This is a genomic window from Bifidobacterium sp. LH_416 (genome assembly GCF_056357055.1).
Genome location: NZ_JBKEVJ010000001.1, coordinates 529004 through 549270, shown reverse-complemented (window position 1 = coordinate 549270; position 20267 = coordinate 529004). Strand labels below are relative to the sequence as shown.

At 52.6% G+C, this 20267-nt stretch carries 15 protein-coding genes and 1 CRISPR repeat array; of the genes, 13 read left to right on the top strand and 2 right to left on the bottom strand.

Going from position 1 to position 20267, the window contains the following annotated elements; genetic code table 11:
• The first annotated feature begins 108 nt into the window (after positions 1-108).
• A complete protein-coding gene (prmC, locus tag AC1AY0_RS02330) occupies positions 109-990 on the top strand; it encodes a peptide chain release factor N(5)-glutamine methyltransferase (RefSeq protein WP_033891955.1) in 882 nt (293 codons plus the stop codon).
• 82 nt (positions 991-1072) lie between these two features.
• Here the strand turns inward: prmC and AC1AY0_RS02325 are convergent, their stop codons facing one another.
• The gene (locus AC1AY0_RS02325; RefSeq protein WP_033892039.1) at positions 1073-1729 is read right to left on the bottom strand and encodes a sugar O-acetyltransferase; all 657 of its coding nucleotides are present in this window, start codon (positions 1727-1729) and stop codon (positions 1073-1075) included.
• Positions 1730-1932: 203 nt separating this feature from the next.
• Here AC1AY0_RS02325 and AC1AY0_RS02320 point away from each other — a divergent pair, with 203 nt between their 5' ends.
• The 11 genes from AC1AY0_RS02320 (at position 1933) to amrS (ending at position 17792) form a co-directional block, all read left to right on the top strand.
• Entirely contained in the window at positions 1933-2601 is a 669-nt protein-coding gene (locus tag AC1AY0_RS02320) for an L-threonylcarbamoyladenylate synthase (RefSeq protein ID WP_420308767.1), read from the top strand.
• Positions 2598-3845, top strand: a complete 1248-nt coding sequence (locus AC1AY0_RS02315; protein ID WP_237746150.1) for an MraY family glycosyltransferase — start codon at positions 2598-2600, stop codon at positions 3843-3845. The genes AC1AY0_RS02320 and AC1AY0_RS02315 overlap by 4 nt, the downstream gene beginning before the upstream one ends.
• Positions 3846-3920: 75 nt before the next feature.
• Positions 3921-5471, top strand: a complete 1551-nt coding sequence (gene guaB, locus AC1AY0_RS02310; RefSeq protein WP_476525707.1) for an IMP dehydrogenase — start codon at positions 3921-3923, stop codon at positions 5469-5471.
• Positions 5472-5983: 512 nt separating this feature from the next.
• On the top strand, positions 5984-6634 hold the full coding sequence (gene orn, locus AC1AY0_RS02305; RefSeq protein ID WP_476525706.1) for an oligoribonuclease: 651 nt from the start codon (positions 5984-5986) through the stop codon (positions 6632-6634).
• 88 nt (positions 6635-6722) lie between these two features.
• Positions 6723-8135 (top strand): PIF1 family DEAD/DEAH box helicase, encoded by a 1413-nt coding sequence (locus tag AC1AY0_RS02300; protein ID WP_476525704.1) that lies wholly within the window; start codon positions 6723-6725, stop codon positions 8133-8135.
• Between the two features lie 194 nt (positions 8136-8329).
• The gene (gene cas9 / locus AC1AY0_RS02295; protein ID WP_476525703.1) at positions 8330-11782 is read left to right on the top strand and encodes a type II CRISPR RNA-guided endonuclease Cas9; all 3453 of its coding nucleotides are present in this window, start codon (positions 8330-8332) and stop codon (positions 11780-11782) included.
• Positions 11783-11785: 3 nt separating this feature from the next.
• Positions 11786-12691: a type II CRISPR-associated endonuclease Cas1 gene (cas1, locus tag AC1AY0_RS02290; RefSeq protein ID WP_476525702.1), complete on the top strand. Its 906-nt coding sequence runs from the start codon at positions 11786-11788 to the stop codon at positions 12689-12691.
• Positions 12688-13020 (top strand): CRISPR-associated endonuclease Cas2, encoded by a 333-nt coding sequence (cas2, locus tag AC1AY0_RS02285; RefSeq protein ID WP_008782899.1) that lies wholly within the window; start codon positions 12688-12690, stop codon positions 13018-13020. The genes cas1 and cas2 overlap by 4 nt, the downstream gene beginning before the upstream one ends.
• Before the next feature lie 50 nt (positions 13021-13070).
• A CRISPR array of direct repeats spans positions 13071-13938; the repeat unit is 36 nt; unit sequence CAAGCTTATCAAGAAGGGTGAATGCTAATTCCCAGC.
• A 406-nt stretch (positions 13939-14344) separates the two neighbouring features.
• The gene (locus tag AC1AY0_RS02280; RefSeq protein ID WP_476525700.1) at positions 14345-14917 is read left to right on the top strand and encodes a PBECR4 domain-containing protein; all 573 of its coding nucleotides are present in this window, start codon (positions 14345-14347) and stop codon (positions 14915-14917) included.
• Between the two features lie 60 nt (positions 14918-14977).
• Positions 14978-16669: an AmmeMemoRadiSam system protein B gene (gene amrB / locus AC1AY0_RS02275; RefSeq protein WP_476525698.1), complete on the top strand. Its 1692-nt coding sequence runs from the start codon at positions 14978-14980 to the stop codon at positions 16667-16669.
• Positions 16656-17792: an AmmeMemoRadiSam system radical SAM enzyme gene (gene amrS, locus AC1AY0_RS02270; RefSeq protein ID WP_476525696.1), complete on the top strand. Its 1137-nt coding sequence runs from the start codon at positions 16656-16658 to the stop codon at positions 17790-17792. Before amrB ends, amrS begins: the two co-directional genes overlap by 14 nt.
• Before the next feature lie 128 nt (positions 17793-17920).
• Here amrS and AC1AY0_RS02265 read toward each other — a convergent pair whose 3' ends face one another.
• Complete coding sequence (locus tag AC1AY0_RS02265; RefSeq protein WP_476525694.1) at positions 17921-19924, bottom strand: SCO7613 C-terminal domain-containing membrane protein; 2004 nt, start codon at positions 19922-19924, stop codon at positions 17921-17923.
• 56 nt (positions 19925-19980) lie between these two features.
• On the opposite strand from AC1AY0_RS02265, the gene AC1AY0_RS02260 reads away from it, so the two are divergent.
• On the top strand, positions 19981-20238 hold the full coding sequence (locus AC1AY0_RS02260) for a hypothetical protein (protein ID WP_476525692.1): 258 nt from the start codon (positions 19981-19983) through the stop codon (positions 20236-20238).
• Positions 20239-20267 lie beyond the last annotated feature (29 nt).

The window sequence follows — 20267 nt, the reverse complement described above, 5'->3', positions numbered from 1 at the left end:
GTTCGACACACTCAAGGCCGTTCGGCCAAGCTTACGGTCTCACATCACATGCCCCGCCAACCCCTCCTGTGCTGATATATAACATCTGCGGCCGGATGGGATGAATGAGTGACGACCGTCAGTGATGTGATTCAGAACGCAACGGCTCAGCTGCGCGAAGCTGGAATTGAAACGCCCGAGCATGATGCGAAACTGCTGTTGGCTGAGGCCGCAGACATCGAACTGCGCGATATCGACAAGGCTCTGCTGATGGGGGAGCCAATCGACTTTGACACTGCGCGATTCCAAACGATGCTTGAACGCCGTGCCAAACGTGAGCCGTTGCAATACATCGTGGGCCATGCTCCGTTCAGATATCTGGATCTTGCAGTCGGTCCCGGTGTGTTCATCCCTCGCCCGGAAACGGAAACCGTAGTACAGGCAGGGCTTGATTGGATGACCCAGCGCGGACTCATGCATCCTCGCGTAGTTGATCTGTGCGCCGGTTCTGGTGCTATCGGACTTGCCGTGGTTACGGAAGTACCGGGCAGTCAGGTGTGGGCTGTGGAACTTTCGCCGAGAACTGCTGAGTGGACGCAGAAGAATCTGGTGCGCACTGCCAAGCAGTATCCTTCCATCGCCTCAAATTATCAGCTGGAAGTCGGCGATGCCACATCATTGGCGACTTTGGCGCAGCTTGACGGCACTGTGGACATGGTGATTACCAATCCGCCATATATTCCCGAAACTGATATTCCCGAGCAGCCTGAAGTGCGTGATTGGGATCCGGAATTGGCATTATATGGTGGCTCAGCGGATGGCACATTGATTCCCGAGCGCATCATCGAGCGTGCTTTCCGTCTGTTGAAGCCGGGTGGTGCGCTGGTTATGGAGCATGATATCAGCCAAGGCGATCGTCTTGTGGCTTATGCACGAGCCACTGGGTTTGCTAACGCTTCCACTGGCAAGGATTGGACCGGACGCGATCGATACCTGTTCGCGGAAAAATAGTTGCTTCTTATGATTTGTGGGACGCAATTGCAATTGTGTCGAAATTGCAATTGCGTCCCACAATCATCATTAATATGATCACTCACTGCGCGTAATACTGCAGAACAGACGCGTCCTTATCGGTGATTTCCTTAATCGGGCGCGCAGGATTGCCCACGGCCACCGTGTGCGGCGGAATATCGCGCGTTACCACCGAGCCGGCACCGATTACGCAGCCCTCGCCAATCGTCACACCACCAATCACGGTCACATTGCCGCCAAACCAGCAGTTCGAGCCAATCACAATCGGCTTGCCGTATTCATAGTCATACATCGAACCATCAGCGGCCTGGCGCACATTGCGATCCTGCCAGCGCAGCGGATGCATCGGCGGCAGTAGAGAAACATTCGGGCCGAAGAGTACATCATCGCCGATGGTCACTGGATTGCAATCAAGCACAGTGAAATTGAAGTTGGCGAACACGCGCTCACCGATAGTGGTATTGCAGCCGTAATCAAAGAAAATCGGTCCAAGCACATCTAGTCCCTTACCGTGTCCTGGCAGCAGTTCGTCAAGAATCGCGTTGCGGGTGGCATGATCGGCGCGAGAGGTGGCGTTGAATCGAGTGCACAGATCGGCGGCTTTATCGCGCAGAGCAACAAGCTCAGGGTCGGCGGGATTATAGAGTTTGCCAGCTAGCATCTCTTCGCGCTCGCTGGCACGCGGCATACGCGGTTCAACGGGAGGCAGCTCGTTCATGGATTCGTTGCTCACAACGTCACTCCTTTATTTGCCTTGAGAAACAAAAATCTTGTCCATTGTATAAGTGCAGGGGAGTGCGGGCGATGGGGTGACCATGTGTTGAAGTCATGCAATGCGGGCAAGCGTATGCTTGACGCACGTCGTGGTTCGATGATGCAATGGTAGATTGTTGCATACGGTAGTGAACGGAGATGACAGGCATGGGGTCCACGCAAACATTGAAAGTCACGGATGAGTCGCTGGCGTTGGCGTCGCGCATCGTGAATGAGGGTGGACTGGTCGTTATTCCTACGGATACCGTGTATGGTGTGGCCTGCGACCCGCGCAATACCGACGCTATTTCGCGCGTCTATGAGCTGAAGCACCGTCCGCGGTATAAGGCGTTGCAGGTGCTGCTGGCTTCCATCGACCAACTTGACGAGCTTGGACTGGATTTGCCGTCGCCATTGAACCGTCTGTCTGCGGCTTTTCTGCCCGGCGCATTCTCTCCGATTGCCGTTGCCCGCCCAGATTGCACATTGGCAACGTTGGCTGATACCGGGGAAGGCCGACCGGGAACCCAAGGTATTCGTATTCCCAACTCGGCGTTGTGCTTGAGCATTCTGCGCGCCACAGGTCCGCTTGCCGCATCCAGCGCGAACCGTTCGGGTGAGGAAAGTGCGCAAAGTGTTGAAGAAGCCATGCGCGCATTTGGCGGCGATGTTGATTTGTATCTGGACGGCGGCCCGACTCCGGGGCATGTTTCCAGCACTGTGGTAAAAGCCGACCCTTATGGGCGCGACGGCATTGAAATCCTGCGTGAGGGAGTCATTGCGCAAAGCATGATTCGCAAGGCTCTTCACCTGAACGGCGGAGGACTGGGCGCGTGAGAATCTATCTGCTGATTGCGGCTATTGCCGGCGGTGTTACTTGGTTGGTGACTCCGCTGATACGTCATGTGGCTATTGAAATCGGTGCTGTGGGTGAAGTCCGTGCACGCGATGTGCACACGATTCCAACGCCGCGCATGGGCGGCCTCGCCATGCTCATTGGATTTACCGTAGCTACCGTGTTCGCCAGTAAAACCATGTTCCTTTCCGGATTGTTCACTGGCAATTACCAGATGTGGGTGATTCTGGCAGGTGGCATCATGATCAGTCTGCTGGGCATGGCCGATGATCTTTGGGATCTGGATTGGATGCTCAAGCTAGCTGGCCAGCTGCTCATCTCGGTGTTCGTGGCGTGGGGCGGTCTGCAGATTATCTCCCTGCCGCTTGGAGGCTCGCTGATTACCGCTTCGCCAAGCCTGTCTATGGCTATCACCGCATTCCTGATTGTGGCTTCGATCAACGCGGTGAACTTTGTAGATGGTTTGGATGGTCTGGCTTCCGGCATTGTGGCCATCGGCGGCATCGCATTTGCGATTTACTCCTATATCATTGCCCGCTATTCGCCGAGTTATGCTTCTCTGGCCACCCTGATTGATGTGATGATGGTTGGCATTTGCGTGGGATTCATTCTTCACAATTGGCATCCCGCCAAACTCTTCATGGGTGATTCCGGCTCAATGCTACTGGGATATCTCATTACCTGCGCTTCGATTGTGATGACGGGTCGCCTCGATCCGGCATCCATTCATCCGAGTATCTATCTGCCGGTGTTCATGCCGATTCTGCTGCCGATTCTGGTACTGTTCCTGCCGGTGCTTGACATGTGCCTGGCAATTGTGCGCCGACTGGCCAAGGGACAATCGCCGATGCATCCGGACCGCATGCATTTGCATCATCGAATGTTGCGCATCGGTCACTCGGTGCGAGGCGCTGTGCTGATTCTATGGGGTTGGGCGGCGCTTATCGCCTTTGGTTCGCTGATGATTCTGTTCTTTAAAGCGCAGCATGTGTTGATCGGCATGATAATTGCCGTGGTGGTGCTGACTGTAGCCACTATGTATCCGTATCTCAAGCATCGTATTCCGGAAATGCAGGCTGAAGGCCGTGCAATGGAAGCGGCGCGTGAAGGGGCGCAGCATATAGCTGCACCAATGCACACGGCTGAGATGACAGAAGTTGCTGGAAAGGCTCCCGAAAAGACTGAGGTTGTTGAGATCGCTCAGCCAGAGCGTACTGACAAATAGCTATAATTTGTCGATATCGTGACCGCTAACAGCAGTGTGTCGCCAGAGGTCAGCGCATGTTCATATAGTGTTTACATGGCTACAAACCTTGATGAATTGAACGCCCAATCGGCGTACGCCCCTCTTCCCCCGATTTTCGCCAAGCTCGGCCTTGCCTATGACGATGTGCTGCTGCTGCCGAACGAGACGGATGTCATTCCTTCCGAGGTGGATACCAGCACCCATCTGACCCGTAAGATCACGATGAAGGCCCCAGTGCTCTCCGCAGCTATGGATACCGTGACCGAGTCCGAGATGGCTATCGCTATGGCTCGTAACGGCGGCATTGGTGTGCTGCACCGTAATCTTTCCATCGATGATCAGGCCGCTCAGGTCGATGTGGTCAAGCGTTCCGAGTCCGGTATGATTACCGATCCGCTGACCGTTAGCCCGGAAGTCACTCTGGCTGATCTTGATAAGCTGTGCGGCAAGTTCCACATTTCCGGTCTGCCAGTGGTGGACAAGGAAAACAAGCTCGTTGGCATTATCACCAACCGTGATATGCGCTTCATCGCTTCCGAGGATTACGACACCCTGAAGGTTAAGGACGTGATGACCAAGGAGAATCTGGTCACCGGTCCGTCCAACATTTCCAAGGATGACGCTCATCGTCTGCTTGCCCAGCACAAGGTTGAGAAGCTGCCGCTGGTTGATTCCGAAGGTCATCTGACCGGTCTGATTACCGTAAAGGACTTCGTTAAGACCGAACAGTACCCGGATGCCACCAAGGATGAGCAGGGTCGTCTGCGTGTGGCTGCTGGCGTTGGCTTCCTCGGTGACGCTTGGCAGCGCGCTTCCGCTCTGATGGAAGCTGGCGTGGATGTGCTCGTGGTCGACACCGCTAACGGTGAGGCCCGTCTGGCTCTGGACATGATTTCCCGCCTGAAGCATGACTCCGCATTCGACAACGTTCAGATCATCGGCGGCAACGTCGGCACCCGTTCTGGTGCTCAGGCCATGATCGATGCTGGCGCTGACGCTGTGAAGGTCGGCATCGGCCCGGGCTCCATCTGCACTACCCGCGTGGTTGCTGGTGTTGGCGTGCCGCAGCTCACCGCCGTGTACGAGGCCGCTCAGGCCTGCCGTGCCGCTGGCGTGCCGTGCATCGCCGACGGTGGTATTCACTACTCCGGTGATATCGCCAAGGCTCTGGTTGCTGGCGCATCCTCTGTGATGCTCGGTGGCGCCCTCGCAGGCTGCGAGGAAGCTCCGGGTGAGAAGGTCCTGCTGCACGGCAAACAGTACAAGCTGTACCGTGGCATGGGCTCCCTCGGCGCTATGGCTCCGCGTGGCAAGAAGTCCTACTCCAAGGACCGTTACTTCCAGGCCGACGTGACCTCCAGCGATAAGGTTGTGCCGGAAGGCGTGGAAGGCGAAGTGCCGTACCGCGGACCGCTGAACGCCGTGCTCTACCAGATGCTCGGCGGCCTGCACCAGTCCATGTTCTACATCGGCGCCCACAACATCGCCGAAATGCCGGAACGCGGCAAGTTCATCCGCATCACCGACGCCGGTCTGCGCGAATCCCACCCGCACGACATCGTGATGACCGCGGAAGCTCCGAACTACTCCGGTTTCCACAACTGATCTGACTGATCTGACTGGTTTCGGTTCTTGCTGACCGAAGCTGATTGACGGAAAGGGCCCTTTGCGGGCCCTTTTTGCGTATATGGGCAAGAACTAATTGATTGATTTGTTGACTTGCGGGTTTGTTGGTTTGTTGATTTGCGGGTTTGTTGATTTGCGGGTTTGTTGATTTGCGGTTTTGTTGATCTGTTGCTTTGTTGACCTGTTGACTGCAAGCAATCGCACCATCACTGTAGGTTTTCCAACACCGACTGTAGGAGTTCCAACATTGACTGTAGGGAATCTGACACTGACTGTAGGGTTTCGGACAAAATACGTTGGAAAACCTACAGTCAGTGTTGGAAAACCTACAGTCAATGAAGAAAAACCGTCAGTCGGTGGCGGAAAACCTACAGTCAGAGGGAGATTGGAGGGATGTTGCGAATATGTGAGCACACATCGGCTTGTATGCGCTGGGGTATAGTCTGAACTGTTCTTACCTAATGGGCGACATGACGAAAAGAGGCACAGGCATGGTTGACAGCCATGATGCAGAAACCTACAGCGCGAAGGATTCGCGCCTGATTTGGATTGATTGCGAAATGACCGGACTGGATATTTTCGGCGGCGACGAGCTGGTCGAAGTATCCGTGGTCCCTACAGATTTTGATCTCAATGTGCTGGATGAAGGCGTGGACTTCGTCATCAAGCCGAGCCAGAAGGCAGTCGATCACATGAACGACTTCGTGCGCAACATGCACACCCGCTCCGGCCTGATCAATGAGTGGGAGCACGGTCTGAGCCTGGCCGAGGCCGAGCAGAAGGTCACCGATTATGTGCTGCGCTTCACTCCGGAAGGCGTCAAGCCCCTGCTCGCCGGCAACACCATCGGCTCCGATAAGAAGTTCCTCGACCATTACATGCCGAATCTCATGAGCCATCTGCATTACCGCAGCGTAGACGTGAGCACGTTCAAGGAGCTCGCTCGCCGCTGGTACCCGGCTGTGTATGAGAACCGCCCGCCAAAGAACGGCGGCCACCGCGCGCTTGCAGACATCATCGAATCCTTGGATGAGCTGCGTTACTATCGCAAGGCGTTCATGGCTCCGGTTCCAGGTCCGGATGAGGCTGAGGCTAAAGCCATTTCCGCCGAAATCGTGGCGACCAGCCTGCTGAATAAGTGAGCTCCCCGCAGTGAATGATTCTTAATTACTTCATATTGCTGTATATCAAGAATTGAGAACCATTCACTGCGGTAGAAAGTTTGAGATTATGCGTCAAAGCGAAGCCCTGTCCATTCTGAGCGCCGGAGCCAATGTCTTTCTTACCGGTGCTCCGGGTGCAGGTAAAACCTATACGCTGAACGAATTCATTCGTCAGGCGCGCGCAGATGGCGCTCAAGTAGCGGTCACTGCATCTACTGGTATTGCTTCGACGCATATCAACGGCCAGACCATTCACTCATGGAGTGGTATTGGTGTGGCCACTTCGCTGACTTCCAATCTTCTGAAGCTCATCCGCTCGCGCCGTAAACGCAAGATTCAAGCCACCGATATTTTGGTTATCGACGAAGTCTCCATGCTGCATGCTTGGTTGTTCGACATGATCGATCAGGTATGCCGCGCGGTTCGCCGCAATCCCAGGCCGTTTGGTGGCATCCAAGTGGTGCTTTCCGGTGATTTTTTCCAGCTACCGCCCGTTTCCGTATCAGGACGCAATAATGATGTGATTGCGCCGACGCCGGAATTTGTGGCTGCTCGTGAGCAGTATGCCAAGGCTGGTAAGAATCCAGAAGGCTTTGTTACTGAATCGCTGGTATGGGATGAGCTGAATCCTGTTATTTGCTATCTCACTGAGCAGCATCGTCAGGATACCGGTGACCTGCTCACGGTGTTGACCGATATTCGCCGCAGTGCTGTGACGCAAGCCGACCGTGATGTGCTGGTCACCCGCTTGGGTGCCGTACCTGAGCCCGGTAAGGTGGCGGTTCATCTGTTTCCGGTAAATCGGCAAGCTGATGGACTGAATAATCTGCGATTGCAGCAGATCGCTAGTGAAAGTCATGAGTACTTTGCCCAAACAGCTGGTCCCGCGAACTTGGTGGACAGGCTGAAAAAGAACATGCTGGCCCCGGAACGATTGGTGCTGAAGGAAGGCGCTGCCGTCATGGCTTTGCGTAATGATGCTGACCGCCAATTCGTGAATGGTTCGCTCGGTACTGTGCGCGGCTTTGCACCGGAGGCTAAAGGCGGCTGGCCGATTGTGGAATTCGAGAACGGTAATATCGTCACGATGAAGCCGGCCACATGGGAAATGATGGATGGTGAGACCGTTCTGGCATCAGTTTCGCAGGTGCCATTGCGTTGCGCGTGGGGCATCACAATCCACAAATCGCAGGGCATGACGCTCGACCGTGCGGTTATGGATTTGCGCCGCACATTTGCTCCCGGCATGGGATACGTGGCATTGTCTCGCGTGGAGTCGTTGGGCGGTTTGTATTTGGCCGGCGTTAACGAGCGCATGTTCCTGGTCTCACCGGATGCGGTGGTGCTGGACGGTGATCTACGCGAAGCGTCCGCCACTGCCAGCGACCAATTGGCTCAAGACGGTGTTTCAGCCTTCAAACCATCCGCCACCGCGTTAGATAGCGAAGACGATGACTTCGCCCAAGAAGCATTGTTCTGATTGATTCGTGTTATGACAATAAGAGAATTTGCGATATACTAATACAGCTAATTCTCAGTAAGAGTGGACTTGATAGCCACTTTGAATGCTCAGCAGGCAACTGCTAGGGGCGAGCTTATCCAGCTCGCCCCGTTCCATATAGTTACAATGTTCAAAACAATGATGTGCATTGTAACTGCGGTGAAAGGGTTTTTATGCACGGGAAGCGCTATCGGATTGGAATCGATGTAGGGCTGAATTCGGTAGGACTTGCTGCGATAGAAGTGTCGGATACAGATGTTCCGGTGCGTGTCTTGAATGCACAAAGTGTGATTCACGATGGCGGTGTAGATCCTCAAAAGAATAAGGAAGCGATTACTCGAAAGAACATGTCGGGTGTTGCTCGTCGTACGCGGCGTATGAGGCGTCGGAAGCGTGAACGCTTGCATAAGCTCGATGTGCTTCTCAACCAATTCGGGTACCCCATTATTGAGTCGGAAACCTTGGATAAGCCATTTGAAGAGTGGTATGTAAGGGCTGAACTGGCTACACGATACATCGAAGATGATGAATTGCGTCGAGAGAATATTTCTATTGCGCTGAGGCATATAGCGAGACATCGTGGATGGCGCAATCCTTATCGCCAGGTGGACTCGTTAATCAGCGATAACCCATATTCAAAGCAGTATGGCGAACTACAAGAAAAAGCAAAGGCGTACAATGACGCAGCCTCTGCGGAAGAGAGTACTCCTGCTCAATTAGTAGTAGCGATGTTGAATGCTGGATATGCTGAAGCTCCACGACTGCGCTGGCGTACTGGTTCCAAAAAACCGGATGCAGAGGGCTATTTGCCGGTACGTTTAATGCAGGAAGATAACGCTAACGAATTGAAGCAAATATTCAAGGTTCAGAGGGTTCCTGCAGATGAGTGGAAGTCGCTGTTCCGTTGTGTATTTTATGCGGTGTCTCCTAAAGGTTCCGCAGAACAACGTGTCGGTCAAGACCCTCTGGCGCTGGGACAGCCACGAGCGTTAAAGGCTTCTTTGGCTTTTCAGGAGTATCGTATCGCGAATGTGATTACGAACCTAAGAATCAAGGATGCCTCTGCGGATCTCCGCAAACTTACTGTTGATGAGAAGCAAAGCATTTTTGATCAACTTGTGTCGCCTTCTTCGGAAGATATCTCGTGGTCTGATTTATGTGATTTTCTTGGTCTCAAACGGAGTCAGCTGAAAGGAGTGGGTAGTCTTACCGAGGATGGAGAGGAACGTATCTCAAGCCGTCCGCCTCGATTGACTTCAGTCCAGCGTATTTATGATTCAGACAATAAGATTCGTAAGCCTTTGGTGATCTGGTGGAAATCCGCGTCTGACAATGAGCATGAGGCGATGATTCGTCTGCTGTCTAATACGGTGGATATCGATAAAGTGCGTGAAGACGTGGCGTACGCTTCCGCAATTGAATTCATCGATGGATTGGATGATGATGCTTTAACCAAGCTTGACTCCGTTGATCTTCCCTCCGGCCGTGCCGCATATAGTGTTGGAACCCTGCAAAAACTAACTCGTCAGATGCTGACTACTGATGATGATTTGCATGAAGCTCGTAAGACATTATTCAACGTTACGGATAATTGGCGGCCGCCGGCAGAGCCAATCGGAGAACCTCTAGGAAATCCATCAGTTGACCGTGTACTGAAAATCGTCAACCGCTATCTTGTCAACTGCCAGCAACGTTGGGGTAATCCCATTTCAGTGAACATTGAACATGTGCGGTCTTCGTTTTCGTCGGTTGCCTTTGCCCGCAAAGACAAACGTGAATATGAAAAGAACAATGAGAAGCGTTCGATATTCCGCCGTTCGTTGAATGAACAACTTCGCGTGGATGAGCAGATTGAAAAAGTGCGTGAATCCGATTTGCGGAGATTAGAAGCCATTCAGCGGCAAAACGGTCAGTGCCTATATTGCGGTCGAACGATTACATTCCATACTTGCGAAATGGATCATATTGTTCCCAGGAAAGGTGTTGGTTCTACTAACACAAGAACCAATTTTGCTGCGGTGTGTGCTGAATGCAACCGTATGAAATCGAATATTCCATTTGCGGTTTGGGTAAGAAGTGAGGAGGCCCAAGCTCGAGGAGTAAGTCTTGCTGAGGCTAAAAAACGTGTAGCAATGTTTACCTTTAATCCCAAGTCGTATGCTCCTCGGGAAATAAAAGCGTTTAAGCAAGCAGTCGTTGCAAGGTTGCAGCAAACAGAAGACGATGACGCTATTGACAATCGTTCCATCGAATCGGTGGCGTGGATGGCTGATGAGCTTCACCGCCGTATCGATTGGTATTTTAATGCGAAGCAGTATATAAATCCTGATTCGATCGATGATGCTGAAGTCGAGACGATGAAAACCACGGTGTCTGTATTCCAGGGTCGTGTCACGGCATCTGCAAGGCGTGCTGCTGGCATTGAAGGGAAGATACACTTTATTGGCCAGCAAGCAAAGACTCGTTTGGACCGCCGACATCATGCGGTGGACGCTTCCGTTATCGCGATGATGAACACGGCTGCTGCGCAGACGTTGATGGAACGTGAATCATTGAGAGAATCGCAGCGTTTGATTGGACGTCTTATGCCGGGTGAACGATCATGGAAGGAATACCCTTATGAGGGCACTTCACGGTATGAATCGTTCCATCATTGGCTGGATAATATGGACGTTTTGCTTGAGCTGCTTAATGATGCGTTAGACAATGATCGCATTGTTGTCATGCAGCCACAACGCTATGTCCTTGGCAACTCTATAGCGCATGATGCCACTATTCATTCACTCGAAAAAGTGCCGTTAGGCTCGGCGATGAGTGCTGATCTTATTCGACGTGCTTCCACACCTGCCTTGTGGTGTGCATTGACACGTTTGCCGGATTATGACGAGCATGAGGGATTGCCGGAAGATTTGCATCGTGAAATACGAGTGCATGATACTTGGTATTCCGCTGACGATGAGATGGGATTCTTTGCGTCCCAAGCTGCGCAGATTGCTGTACAACAAGGGTCTGCCGATATCGGCTCGGCGATTCATCATGCCCGTGTGTATCGGTGCTGGAAGACGAATGCTAAGGGAGTCCGTAAATATTTCTATGGCATGATTCGTGTGTTCCAAAATGATTTACTGCGGGCTAGGCATGATGATTTATTTACGGTGCCGTTGCCCCCGCAGTCTATTTCGATGCGGTATGGCGATACTAAGGTAGTGCAAGCGATACGAAGCGGTGAAGCGCAATATCTTGGATCATTGGTTGTTGGTGATGAGATTGAAATGGATTTCTCGTCGACAACAGGCAGCGGAAAAATAAAGGACTATGTGCAGTTCTTCTCGCAATTTGGCGGGGGTGATATTGCGTGCAGGCACTGGGTGATTGATGGGTTCTCCACAGAATCAAAGTTACGATTACGCCCTCGGTATATTGCAGCAGAAGGTTTAACAAAAGCCTTTACCGATATTGATATTCCTGACGGGGTATCGAAGATTATAGCTGGACAAGGGTGGATTGCTGAAGTTAATGTAGCAGGCGGGGCCGCTGCATATACCATAAGACGTAATGTGTTTGGCGAGCCGAGAATGTCTGTCAAAAGCCATATGCCTTGCTCGTGGCCGTGGAAGCATGAGTAAATCATGCAAAATCAGTGGCGTGTAATCGACTGTACCGATCTTGACGGCTCCATTTCCTATGAACGAGGAAGGATGCGAGTCGTCAAGAACGATACAGGAGAGTGCACAGATGTGCCACTTGCTCAGATTGCAGTAGTGCTACTGGGGTTGCATGTACGATGTTCGGCTGCGGTATTACATGAGATGGCACGGTATGGCGTGTCAGTCATGCTCTGTGATTGGCGTGGTGTTCCTGACGCTGCGTTGCATGCATGGACTGACACGCCTACCACAGTTACCACGCGGCAATTGGCGCAGTCGAACATGTCTCTTCCTCGCAAGAAAAGTGCGTGGGCTCGTATTGTACAGATGAAGATTCGTGGACAAGCTGCTTGCCTCGATTCATCAAAACTCGAAGGTGGAGGCTTGCTACGAGGTATTGCAGCCTCTGTTCGTTCGGGTGATCCTTCCAATTGCGAAGGTCATGCTGCACGTGAATATTGGAAGCGAATGTTTCCTCAAGATGAGGAATTCAGAAGGATTCCGGGTCAGGGTTATGGTCGGAATGCACAGTTGGATTATGCCTATATGGTGCTGCGAGGATTCGCGGTTAAAGCGGTGATAGCGGCAGGATTGATCCCATCTTTGGGTGTGAATCATCACGGGCGCGGCAATTATTTCTGTCTTGCAGATGATCTGTTGGAGGTATACAGGCCGGCAGTGGATTACAGAGTCTCACTGCTGAATGATGAAGACTCGTTGCAGGAGAAGGCAGTAAAGAAGCATTTGGTAGATGCTGTGAATCAACAATTCAACGGTTCCGGTTTGACTATACCGAGCTCATTGAATGATTTTGCGCAGCAATTTGGTTTATATTGCGAAGGCAAAATCGACAGGTTGCAGGTTCCCGAATATGTAGGCGAGTCATGAAACGCGATGAGGACAGTGGCGGCATGTGGTGCTTGGTGATGTTTGATTTGCCGGTCAAGACAAAACGGCAACGGCATGCTGCAACTGTCTTTAGAAATATGTTGCTCGACATGGGATATGGAATGGTGCAGTATTCCGTATATGTGCGGTATACGCCTACGCAATCGGGTAATAGGGCGACGGTCAAAATGATTAAAGACAATCTGCCAGCTAACGGCTTAGTTAGAATTTTGCATATTAGTGATCATCAATGGTCCACGGCGGCCCGATTTTCTTCTGGAAAACGTGAAATTGAGGAAGAAACGCCTGACTTTCTCACGCTTTTTTGAACGTAGGAAAGTCTGAAAAGATTGAAAAATAGCCCTTCTTGATAGGCTATCAAGCTTATCAAGAAGGGTGAATGCTAATTCCCAGCAATTCGTTGGGTTCGGTCTCCATGACGGCAAGCTTATCAAGAAGGGTGAATGCTAATTCCCAGCGCGGCGATGATGACCCGTTTGACGCCGGCAAGCTTATCAAGAAGGGTGAATGCTAATTCCCAGCGCCATCGTTTGATCCATGTCCGTCGGCTCAAGCTTATCAAGAAGGGTGAATGCTAATTCCCAGCCGGTCTGAAGAAGGCCAACGAGGTCAGGCAAGCTTATCAAGAAGGGTGAATGCTAATTCCCAGCGCGAGCCGCTGCGGGCTTTCGTTCGGACCAAGCTTATCAAGAAGGGTGAATGCTAATTCCCAGCCTCCGAACGGCGTGGTCACGCACACCCTCAAGCTTATCAAGAAGGGTGAATGCTAATTCCCAGCAAACAACGCGCCGATAAAAGGTCAGAACCAAGCTTATCAAGAAGGGTGAATGCTAATTCCCAGCAGTTTGAAAGGTGGTGCAATGCCGTTAACAAGCTTATCAAGAAGGGTGAATGCTAATTCCCAGCGTAAGCCCAAGGCATGCAGTTGCCGGGCCAAGCTTATCAAGAAGGGTGAATGCTAATTCCCAGCCCGAACAACAACGCGCGGTTGACGATTACAAGCTTATCAAGAAGGGTGAATGCTAATTCCCAGCATCTGATAGCGAACAGGCAGGCCATGATCAAGCTTATCAAGAAGGGTGAATGCTAATTCCCAGCCCGAACAACAACGCGCGGTTGACGATTACAAGCTTATCAAGAAGGGTGAATGCTAATTCCCAGCATGGCTCCCGTGTCGTCGTCGCGGATCACAAGCTTATCAAGAAGGGTGAATGCTAATTCCCAGTCCCCATGCGTACGCGTTACCATCCAAACCAATTACACCAAAAAGTCGCGATACATTATTTGACGCCTTGAGCATAGCTGCTTGACGGTAGGAACAGTGCACGGTAGTTTGAAGATATAGCTTAGCCCATGCTCCTCTTTCCGTCCGGGAGGTCGGGGCTGTAGCTTGAGCTTACCGCAAAATGGAATCCTCTGCCGTGATGTTCGCAGCTGTTGTCGTCGGCAGCCACGAAGGAACATCTAGTCTTGGGAGAAGGCGAAACATCTGAAAGGGTGAACCTCCCGTAGATCCGTTCACGTCACGGATCGCCTAGCAGAGGGCAATATAAATATGGATTCCCAACAGCGGGGCCGGGGGAAAGGTCGCGTTCCTCCGGCTTATATTTTTTAGGGGTGAAGGGGCATTCGATGGTGAACCGCAGGGATGATGATATTCCTATATTGCTTAATCGGCTACGCCTTTTAGCTGAAATTTATGCTAGCGATTTCCTTGACCACCATGTAATTCTGGAATTTAGTAACACTGCATTTGATGTCTATTGGAAGAAACATCACTTTATGCATCTGTGCGGTTTGGACTGTAGTGTTTCGCAACGTTTCTATAGGCAAGGTGCAAGGCCCGTGAAGTCCGAAGTGTTTTTCGATTCGTTGATTTCGGGCAAATATAAAGAATTAGGTATTCGCCACGCGCATAACAAAGGTATTACCAAAGATAAGTTGTCTGTGCTGCCATTGATGTTACAAACTCCAGAAAGTGTGGAGCGTATAGCAGACTCAGTTAGTAAGGATTATCGGTATTTCTTTGGTTCCGATAACTGGTGCGTTGGTGTGACTCTGACTGATGAACAGCCGGTTGATCCAGATGCTGATGTTTATGCACCGAGAACAGTACGCAACGTAAGCATTTCCAGCCGCTCGATTCAGCAGGCTGGCACGATGCTTTATCCGTTAACAGGTTCCCGAATTATTCCGCCTAGATAATTTCTTCAACGGTATACGCCAATATCAGAACGACTACCATGGGGAGTAGGGGTGGTCGTTATGATGCGTTCCGATATGTTTCGTAAGAGCTTCCTGCTGGACGATGATGTTCAGGGCGAAAGCAGTAGGCGAGATAGGCAAGGCTATGTGCGTGAGCCGGCGGTGGCTGGTGCGTTTTATCCAGCGGACAGGGTTGCGCTCAAGCAGCTCATCAATCAGCAGCTTGATTATGGCCGAGGTTTATTGAAGCAACTAGAACAGCAGCTGCCGGCAGGGATTCCGAAGGCGGTGATTGTGCCACATGCCGGATACGTGTACTCCGGTACAACTGCAGCGCTTGCTTACGCGTTGCTCGAGCGCGGGCGCGGAACAATAACTCACGCGGTGATTGTTGGCCCGACTCATCGTGTGGCCGTGCGCGGAGTGGCCTGCTCGAGTGCCAGTGCATTTAAGACGCCGCTGGGCATCGTGCCGGTGGATATACAGGCTGAGCGTCAAGCGCTGGGCTTGGATTTGGCAATGATTGTCAATGATCCAACGCATGCGCAAGAGCATGCGGTGGAAGTGCAGATTCCGTTCCTGCAAACTATTTTCGGTCCGGATTTGGGCATTGTGCCATTGAATGCCGGTGACGCAACTCCAGATGAAGTGGGAGATGTGTTGCGCGCATTGTGGGGCGGGCCGGAGACGGTAATCATCATCAGCTCCGATTTGTCGCACTATCATCCCGAAGCATATGCACGGCAGCTTGACGATGAAACCATCGACGATATTGCGCATCAGCAGCTGCCCATCCACCCGAGGCGCGCATGCGGAGCGTATCCAATTAATGGATTGTTGGACGTGCTAGTGCGCGGATTGCAACCAGCGAATCGTGGAACAAGCCGTGAAACAACGAATGCTGATGAAACCGAGGGCTATTTTGCTGAAAGTAGCAACGCAACGCATTTTGACTTGCGGTTGCTGGGCTGCAGCACGTCTGGCGACGATGGGGTAGTGGCGCTCGCAGGCCATCCGCGTCCAGCGATGAATGACCCCGATGAACCAGTAGTGGGCTATGCATCGTTTGCCGTATGGCAGGGGCAGGGCGACAAGGGCAACGGAGATAAGACTGAAGATTTGGAGAACCAGTCGGCGGAGGAGATTGAAGATATGGCTACGTCAGCGGCTCAGGCAATAGAGACAGAACGTGGCAAGACTCTGCTCGGTCTTGCTCGCGCCGCGATTCGTGAGCACCTGGGATTGGATGACACTGCTGAAGACAAGCCGGACACCATTATCAAACAGCATCCTTGGCTAAACGAGCTTGGTGCCAGTTTCGTCACGTTGACCGAGCATGGCCAGCTGCGCGGATGCATCGGCACGCTTGAAGCGTATCGTTCCCTCGGCAGGGATGTGGCAGACCATGCCGTTGATGCCTCGGCTCACGATCCGCGATTCTTCCCCGTTGAACCGGAAGAATATCCGTTGCTGGAAGTAGAGGTTTCCGTACTCGGCAAGCCGATTCCCATGGCCGTGAACTCACGTGCTGAACTGGAAAGAACACTGCAACCAGATCATGATGGTGTGATTCTCTCCGATCGCAGCGGCAGGCGAGCCACCTTCCTGCCACAAGTATGGGAGCAATTGCCCGACCCGCATGATTTCGTTTCTCATCTGCTGGCCAAAGCCGGTATCAATCCCTCATATGACTGGAATAACGGCGAAATTGAATGCGAACGGTACGAGGTGAGAGCATATGCCGAGCATTGATATGCAATCTTCTCGGCCGCTCGGTGACACCGCGAAAACCACTGCCGTACCGGACGCAGGACTAGGCTCAATACCGCACGCCGCCATCGGTCGCTGGCAAACCCGATTCAACAACGGCAGCCAGCGCGCTCGTTGCGAACTCTGCCCGCGTCGATGTGTGCTGAAACCTGGGCAACGCGGCTTCTGCTTTGTTCGTTCGAATCACAACGGAACCATTGTTTCCGACACCTACGGCCGCAGCTCCGGATTCGCCATCGATCCGGTGGAAAAGAAGCCATTGAATCACTTCCATCCCGGCTCCAGCGTGCTGAGTTTCGGTACTGCCGGCTGCAATTCCGGGTGTCGATTCTGCCAGAATTGGGATATTTCCAAGGCTCGCGATTTCGATAGGCTTGGTGTTGAGGCAAGCCCTGAGAAGATTGCGCAGGTGGCGCATGCTCGCGGCATCGATTCGGTGGCGTTTACTTACAATGATCCGATTGTGTTCGCCGAATATGCCATAGACACAGCGGTAGCCTGCCGCGCGCTCGGTATCCATCCAATTGCTGTGACTGCAGGATATATGAGTGCCGCAGCTCGGCCTGATTTTTATGCGGTAATGGACGCGGCGAACATTGATTTGAAAGGCTTTACTGAGGATTTCTATTGGAAAGTGACCGGTACGCATCTTCAGGATGTGCTGGACACTATTGATTACGCGGTCAACGAAGCACGCACTCCGAACGGCGAGCATGTGTGGGTGGAGCTCACCACGTTACTTATCCCGGGATTAAATGACGATGATGCGCAATTGCACGCCGAATGCACGTGGATTCGTGAACATCTGGGGCCTGACGTGCCATTGCATTTTTCGGCATTCCACCCTGCCTGGAAGATGCAGAATGTGCCGCCCACACCGCATGAGACGCTTACGCGGGCTCGGAATATTGCGCTTGCTGAAGGGCTGCATTACGTGTATACCGGCAACGTGCATGATCGCGAGGGAGACACCACATATTGTCCGAACGCACACTGCAAGGCAGTGCTGATTGAACGCGACTGGTATCGCATTATCACTGATAAGCTCAGCGGCACAGATGGTCGTTGCCCTGAATGTGGCACGTCTATTGCCGGGCGCTGGTAACGCACATTGTGCGGCTCTCTATAACAGCGGTAAGCGATTGCGAAACGACTGCGATACCACAATAGGTTCGCCATTCATAATGACGAACCTATTTCAAGAGTGCGGCGTGGATTCGGACGCTCAGTCAGCTACCGCAAATCGCTGATGCGGGAAGCCAACGTGCGCATGGATTTGAGACTGGCTTCATACCGCGCCGCGGCTGCAATCAGAATCACACCGCCGATGAGCAACCATACCCACCAATAGTGGCGGGAGAATTCTGCCAGCCAGGGCCAAATCACCGTCAATATATGGAGGATGAGCACTACCGTGCCGTATATCAACGGTGCCTGCAAACCAATAATCGCACCGACCAGCAGCGCACACACAGCGATGGTGAACAGCGCAAGCGTGCGCGGCAATGACGGCGTCTCAGTCCAGCTCATCAGGAGCGACGGCACCATCAGCAGTGTTAGCGCCGGCCACAGTGCAGGCCAACTGCGCAAGCTCGGCCTCACCCGCAGCCAACGGATGCCAATAATCAACGCTGCAGCACCGGAAAGAATCGAGAAAAGATCCACTGGAGCATACGGTTGCGGATTAGTTCCAGCCAGGAAAAGTAGCACTATGCCAATGATTACGGTGGCGCACGTCACAATAATCTGCGCAGGCGTCAGCAAGTGAGTGATTCTGCTTTGGGATGATGCTGGCGATGGTGCAGGTGCTGGAGGCACTTGCCGTATCGACTGGGGTTGAGCCATAGGCTGCGCAGGCCAAGGCACGGCTGGCCGCGACTGGCCCACGGCAGGCTGCGATTGGGGCGCAACAAATTCTGGAGCTGGTGGATATGGGCGCGTTCGCATTGTTTCCGGATTCGGCTGGGTGCTTCGTGCCGGAATAAATGGCGATGGTATGAATGAGCCGGAAGCAGGGCGTACCGGTACGTTCTGCTGCGGTACTTGCATCATCGTGATATCAGGAATATACGGAGCAGTTTCAACAGGTTGAACAATTGCCGGCCGTGCGGCAAGCATCCACGAGATAGTGCACACCGCGAGTATCGCCGTATATCCCACAATGGACACCACCATCGGCAGAGGACTGCCATTGGGGAAATCGCCGGCAGTGATAATCAGCAGCATCAAAGAGCCGATGATGCTAGCGGAAACGCGTTCCTGCGTGCTGATACGAGAGGATTGTCGTGCCATCAGTGCGCCAGCTGTTATCGCGAATATGCAGATGGCAACCATAACAAGATCGGCAATAGTACGACCGGCTTGGTTATCAGCTAAAGCATCGCTTAATACGCGGCGCAATAGTGATTCCGTTCCCTCAGCCAACGACCAGAAGAATCCGAGCACCGGCGCAACGCGATGCCCCGGATGCAGTAATGCGCCAGTATGGGCTGCTTTCTTGGTGTGCAGTATCACTAGGATCACAGCCCAAAGTACTGGCGGAATAGCGCAGACGATTACTGCCAACCAGAGGGGATCGGCATCAACGATTGGCGTGTATCCGAAGATGGAAATAATGCCCAGTGCAATCATGGCAGCGATGATGGAAGCCATCCATTCAAAATCTGCATATCGGGCGCGAGGAGATACGCGCACGAGAACAGCACATAGCATGGAAGCCGCAGCTCCAGCAGAAAGTGCCAATACCCACTGCACATCGCGATTGGGAATATGCAGCGCGGAAAACAGAGACATGACGGCGAATGGCAGTGCGCACATCGCGTACAGTGTGGTGGCTCTGAGCGGCAAGGATTGTGCCGAACCTTTTTCGTTGCTGAATTCGTGGGCGGCGGGTTGATTGCTGTCTGTGTTTGCGGTCCGTGACGCATCAGGCATATGCGCTGCAATCAAGCGCAAAACATATGCCAGCGCAGTAATCAGCAAAATAATGATGCCTGAGGAAATGCCATCGGAAACCAGAAGCGCCACTGGCGGAATATCGCTAATAAGCACTGCGTCAATAGTCAAGGCGGCCAAACCAGCCCAGGTGAGGCCCTCGGCGGTGACTCGAAGACGTTTGGTGAGTAGCATGCCGACGATAAGTGCCGCTATGCCGACAACACCAATGCATACAGCACGCCCGATATCGCCAAGCAGTCCATAAGCGAACGAAGCAAACGCCAATACTGCAATAGTCACCAAAGCTACGCCAAGAATCAGCAACAATATTTGAATGCTGGAATGCGTGGGTTGATTTGGCTGATTTGGCTGCTGCGGGAATGGCCCTTGCGCGGTTGGCGGCAGAGGTTGCGGCACTGATTGTGGTGCCGATTGTCGTACCGATTGTTGTGCCAATTGCGTCTGCGGTGAAAAATATGGCGACGGCTGTGTCTGACTGTTTATCGGCGGATGTTCCGGCTCAGGTTGTGGCTGGAATGGAGAATATTGCGGCTGCGTCATTGTATGCCCCCTGCCCCTTCATTGCCATTTCATTGTCGCATGGCGAGGGCTGAAAACCAAGATGGTGAATCCTACATGAGTT

Bases quoted from the DNA above. Each gene is read 5' to 3' on its own strand.
- AC1AY0_RS02325 (WP_033892039.1), bottom strand. From the start codon at position 1,729: ATGAACGAGCTGCCTCCCGTTGAACCGCGTATGCCGCGTGCCAGCGAG.
- AC1AY0_RS02320 (WP_420308767.1), top strand. From the start codon at position 1,933: ATGGGGTCCACGCAAACATTGAAAGTCACGGATGAGTCGCTGGCGTTG.
- guaB (WP_476525707.1), top strand. From the start codon at position 3,921: ATGGCTACAAACCTTGATGAATTGAACGCCCAATCGGCGTACGCCCCT.
- orn (WP_476525706.1), top strand. From the start codon at position 5,984: ATGGTTGACAGCCATGATGCAGAAACCTACAGCGCGAAGGATTCGCGC.
- AC1AY0_RS02300 (WP_476525704.1), top strand. From the start codon at position 6,723: ATGCGTCAAAGCGAAGCCCTGTCCATTCTGAGCGCCGGAGCCAATGTC.
- cas9 (WP_476525703.1), top strand. From the start codon at position 8,330: ATGCACGGGAAGCGCTATCGGATTGGAATCGATGTAGGGCTGAATTCG.
- cas1 (WP_476525702.1), top strand. From the start codon at position 11,786: ATGCAAAATCAGTGGCGTGTAATCGACTGTACCGATCTTGACGGCTCC.
- cas2 (WP_008782899.1), top strand. From the start codon at position 12,688: ATGAAACGCGATGAGGACAGTGGCGGCATGTGGTGCTTGGTGATGTTT.
- AC1AY0_RS02280 (WP_476525700.1), top strand. From the start codon at position 14,345: ATGGTGAACCGCAGGGATGATGATATTCCTATATTGCTTAATCGGCTA.
- amrB (WP_476525698.1), top strand. From the start codon at position 14,978: ATGATGCGTTCCGATATGTTTCGTAAGAGCTTCCTGCTGGACGATGAT.
- amrS (WP_476525696.1), top strand. From the start codon at position 16,656: ATGCCGAGCATTGATATGCAATCTTCTCGGCCGCTCGGTGACACCGCG.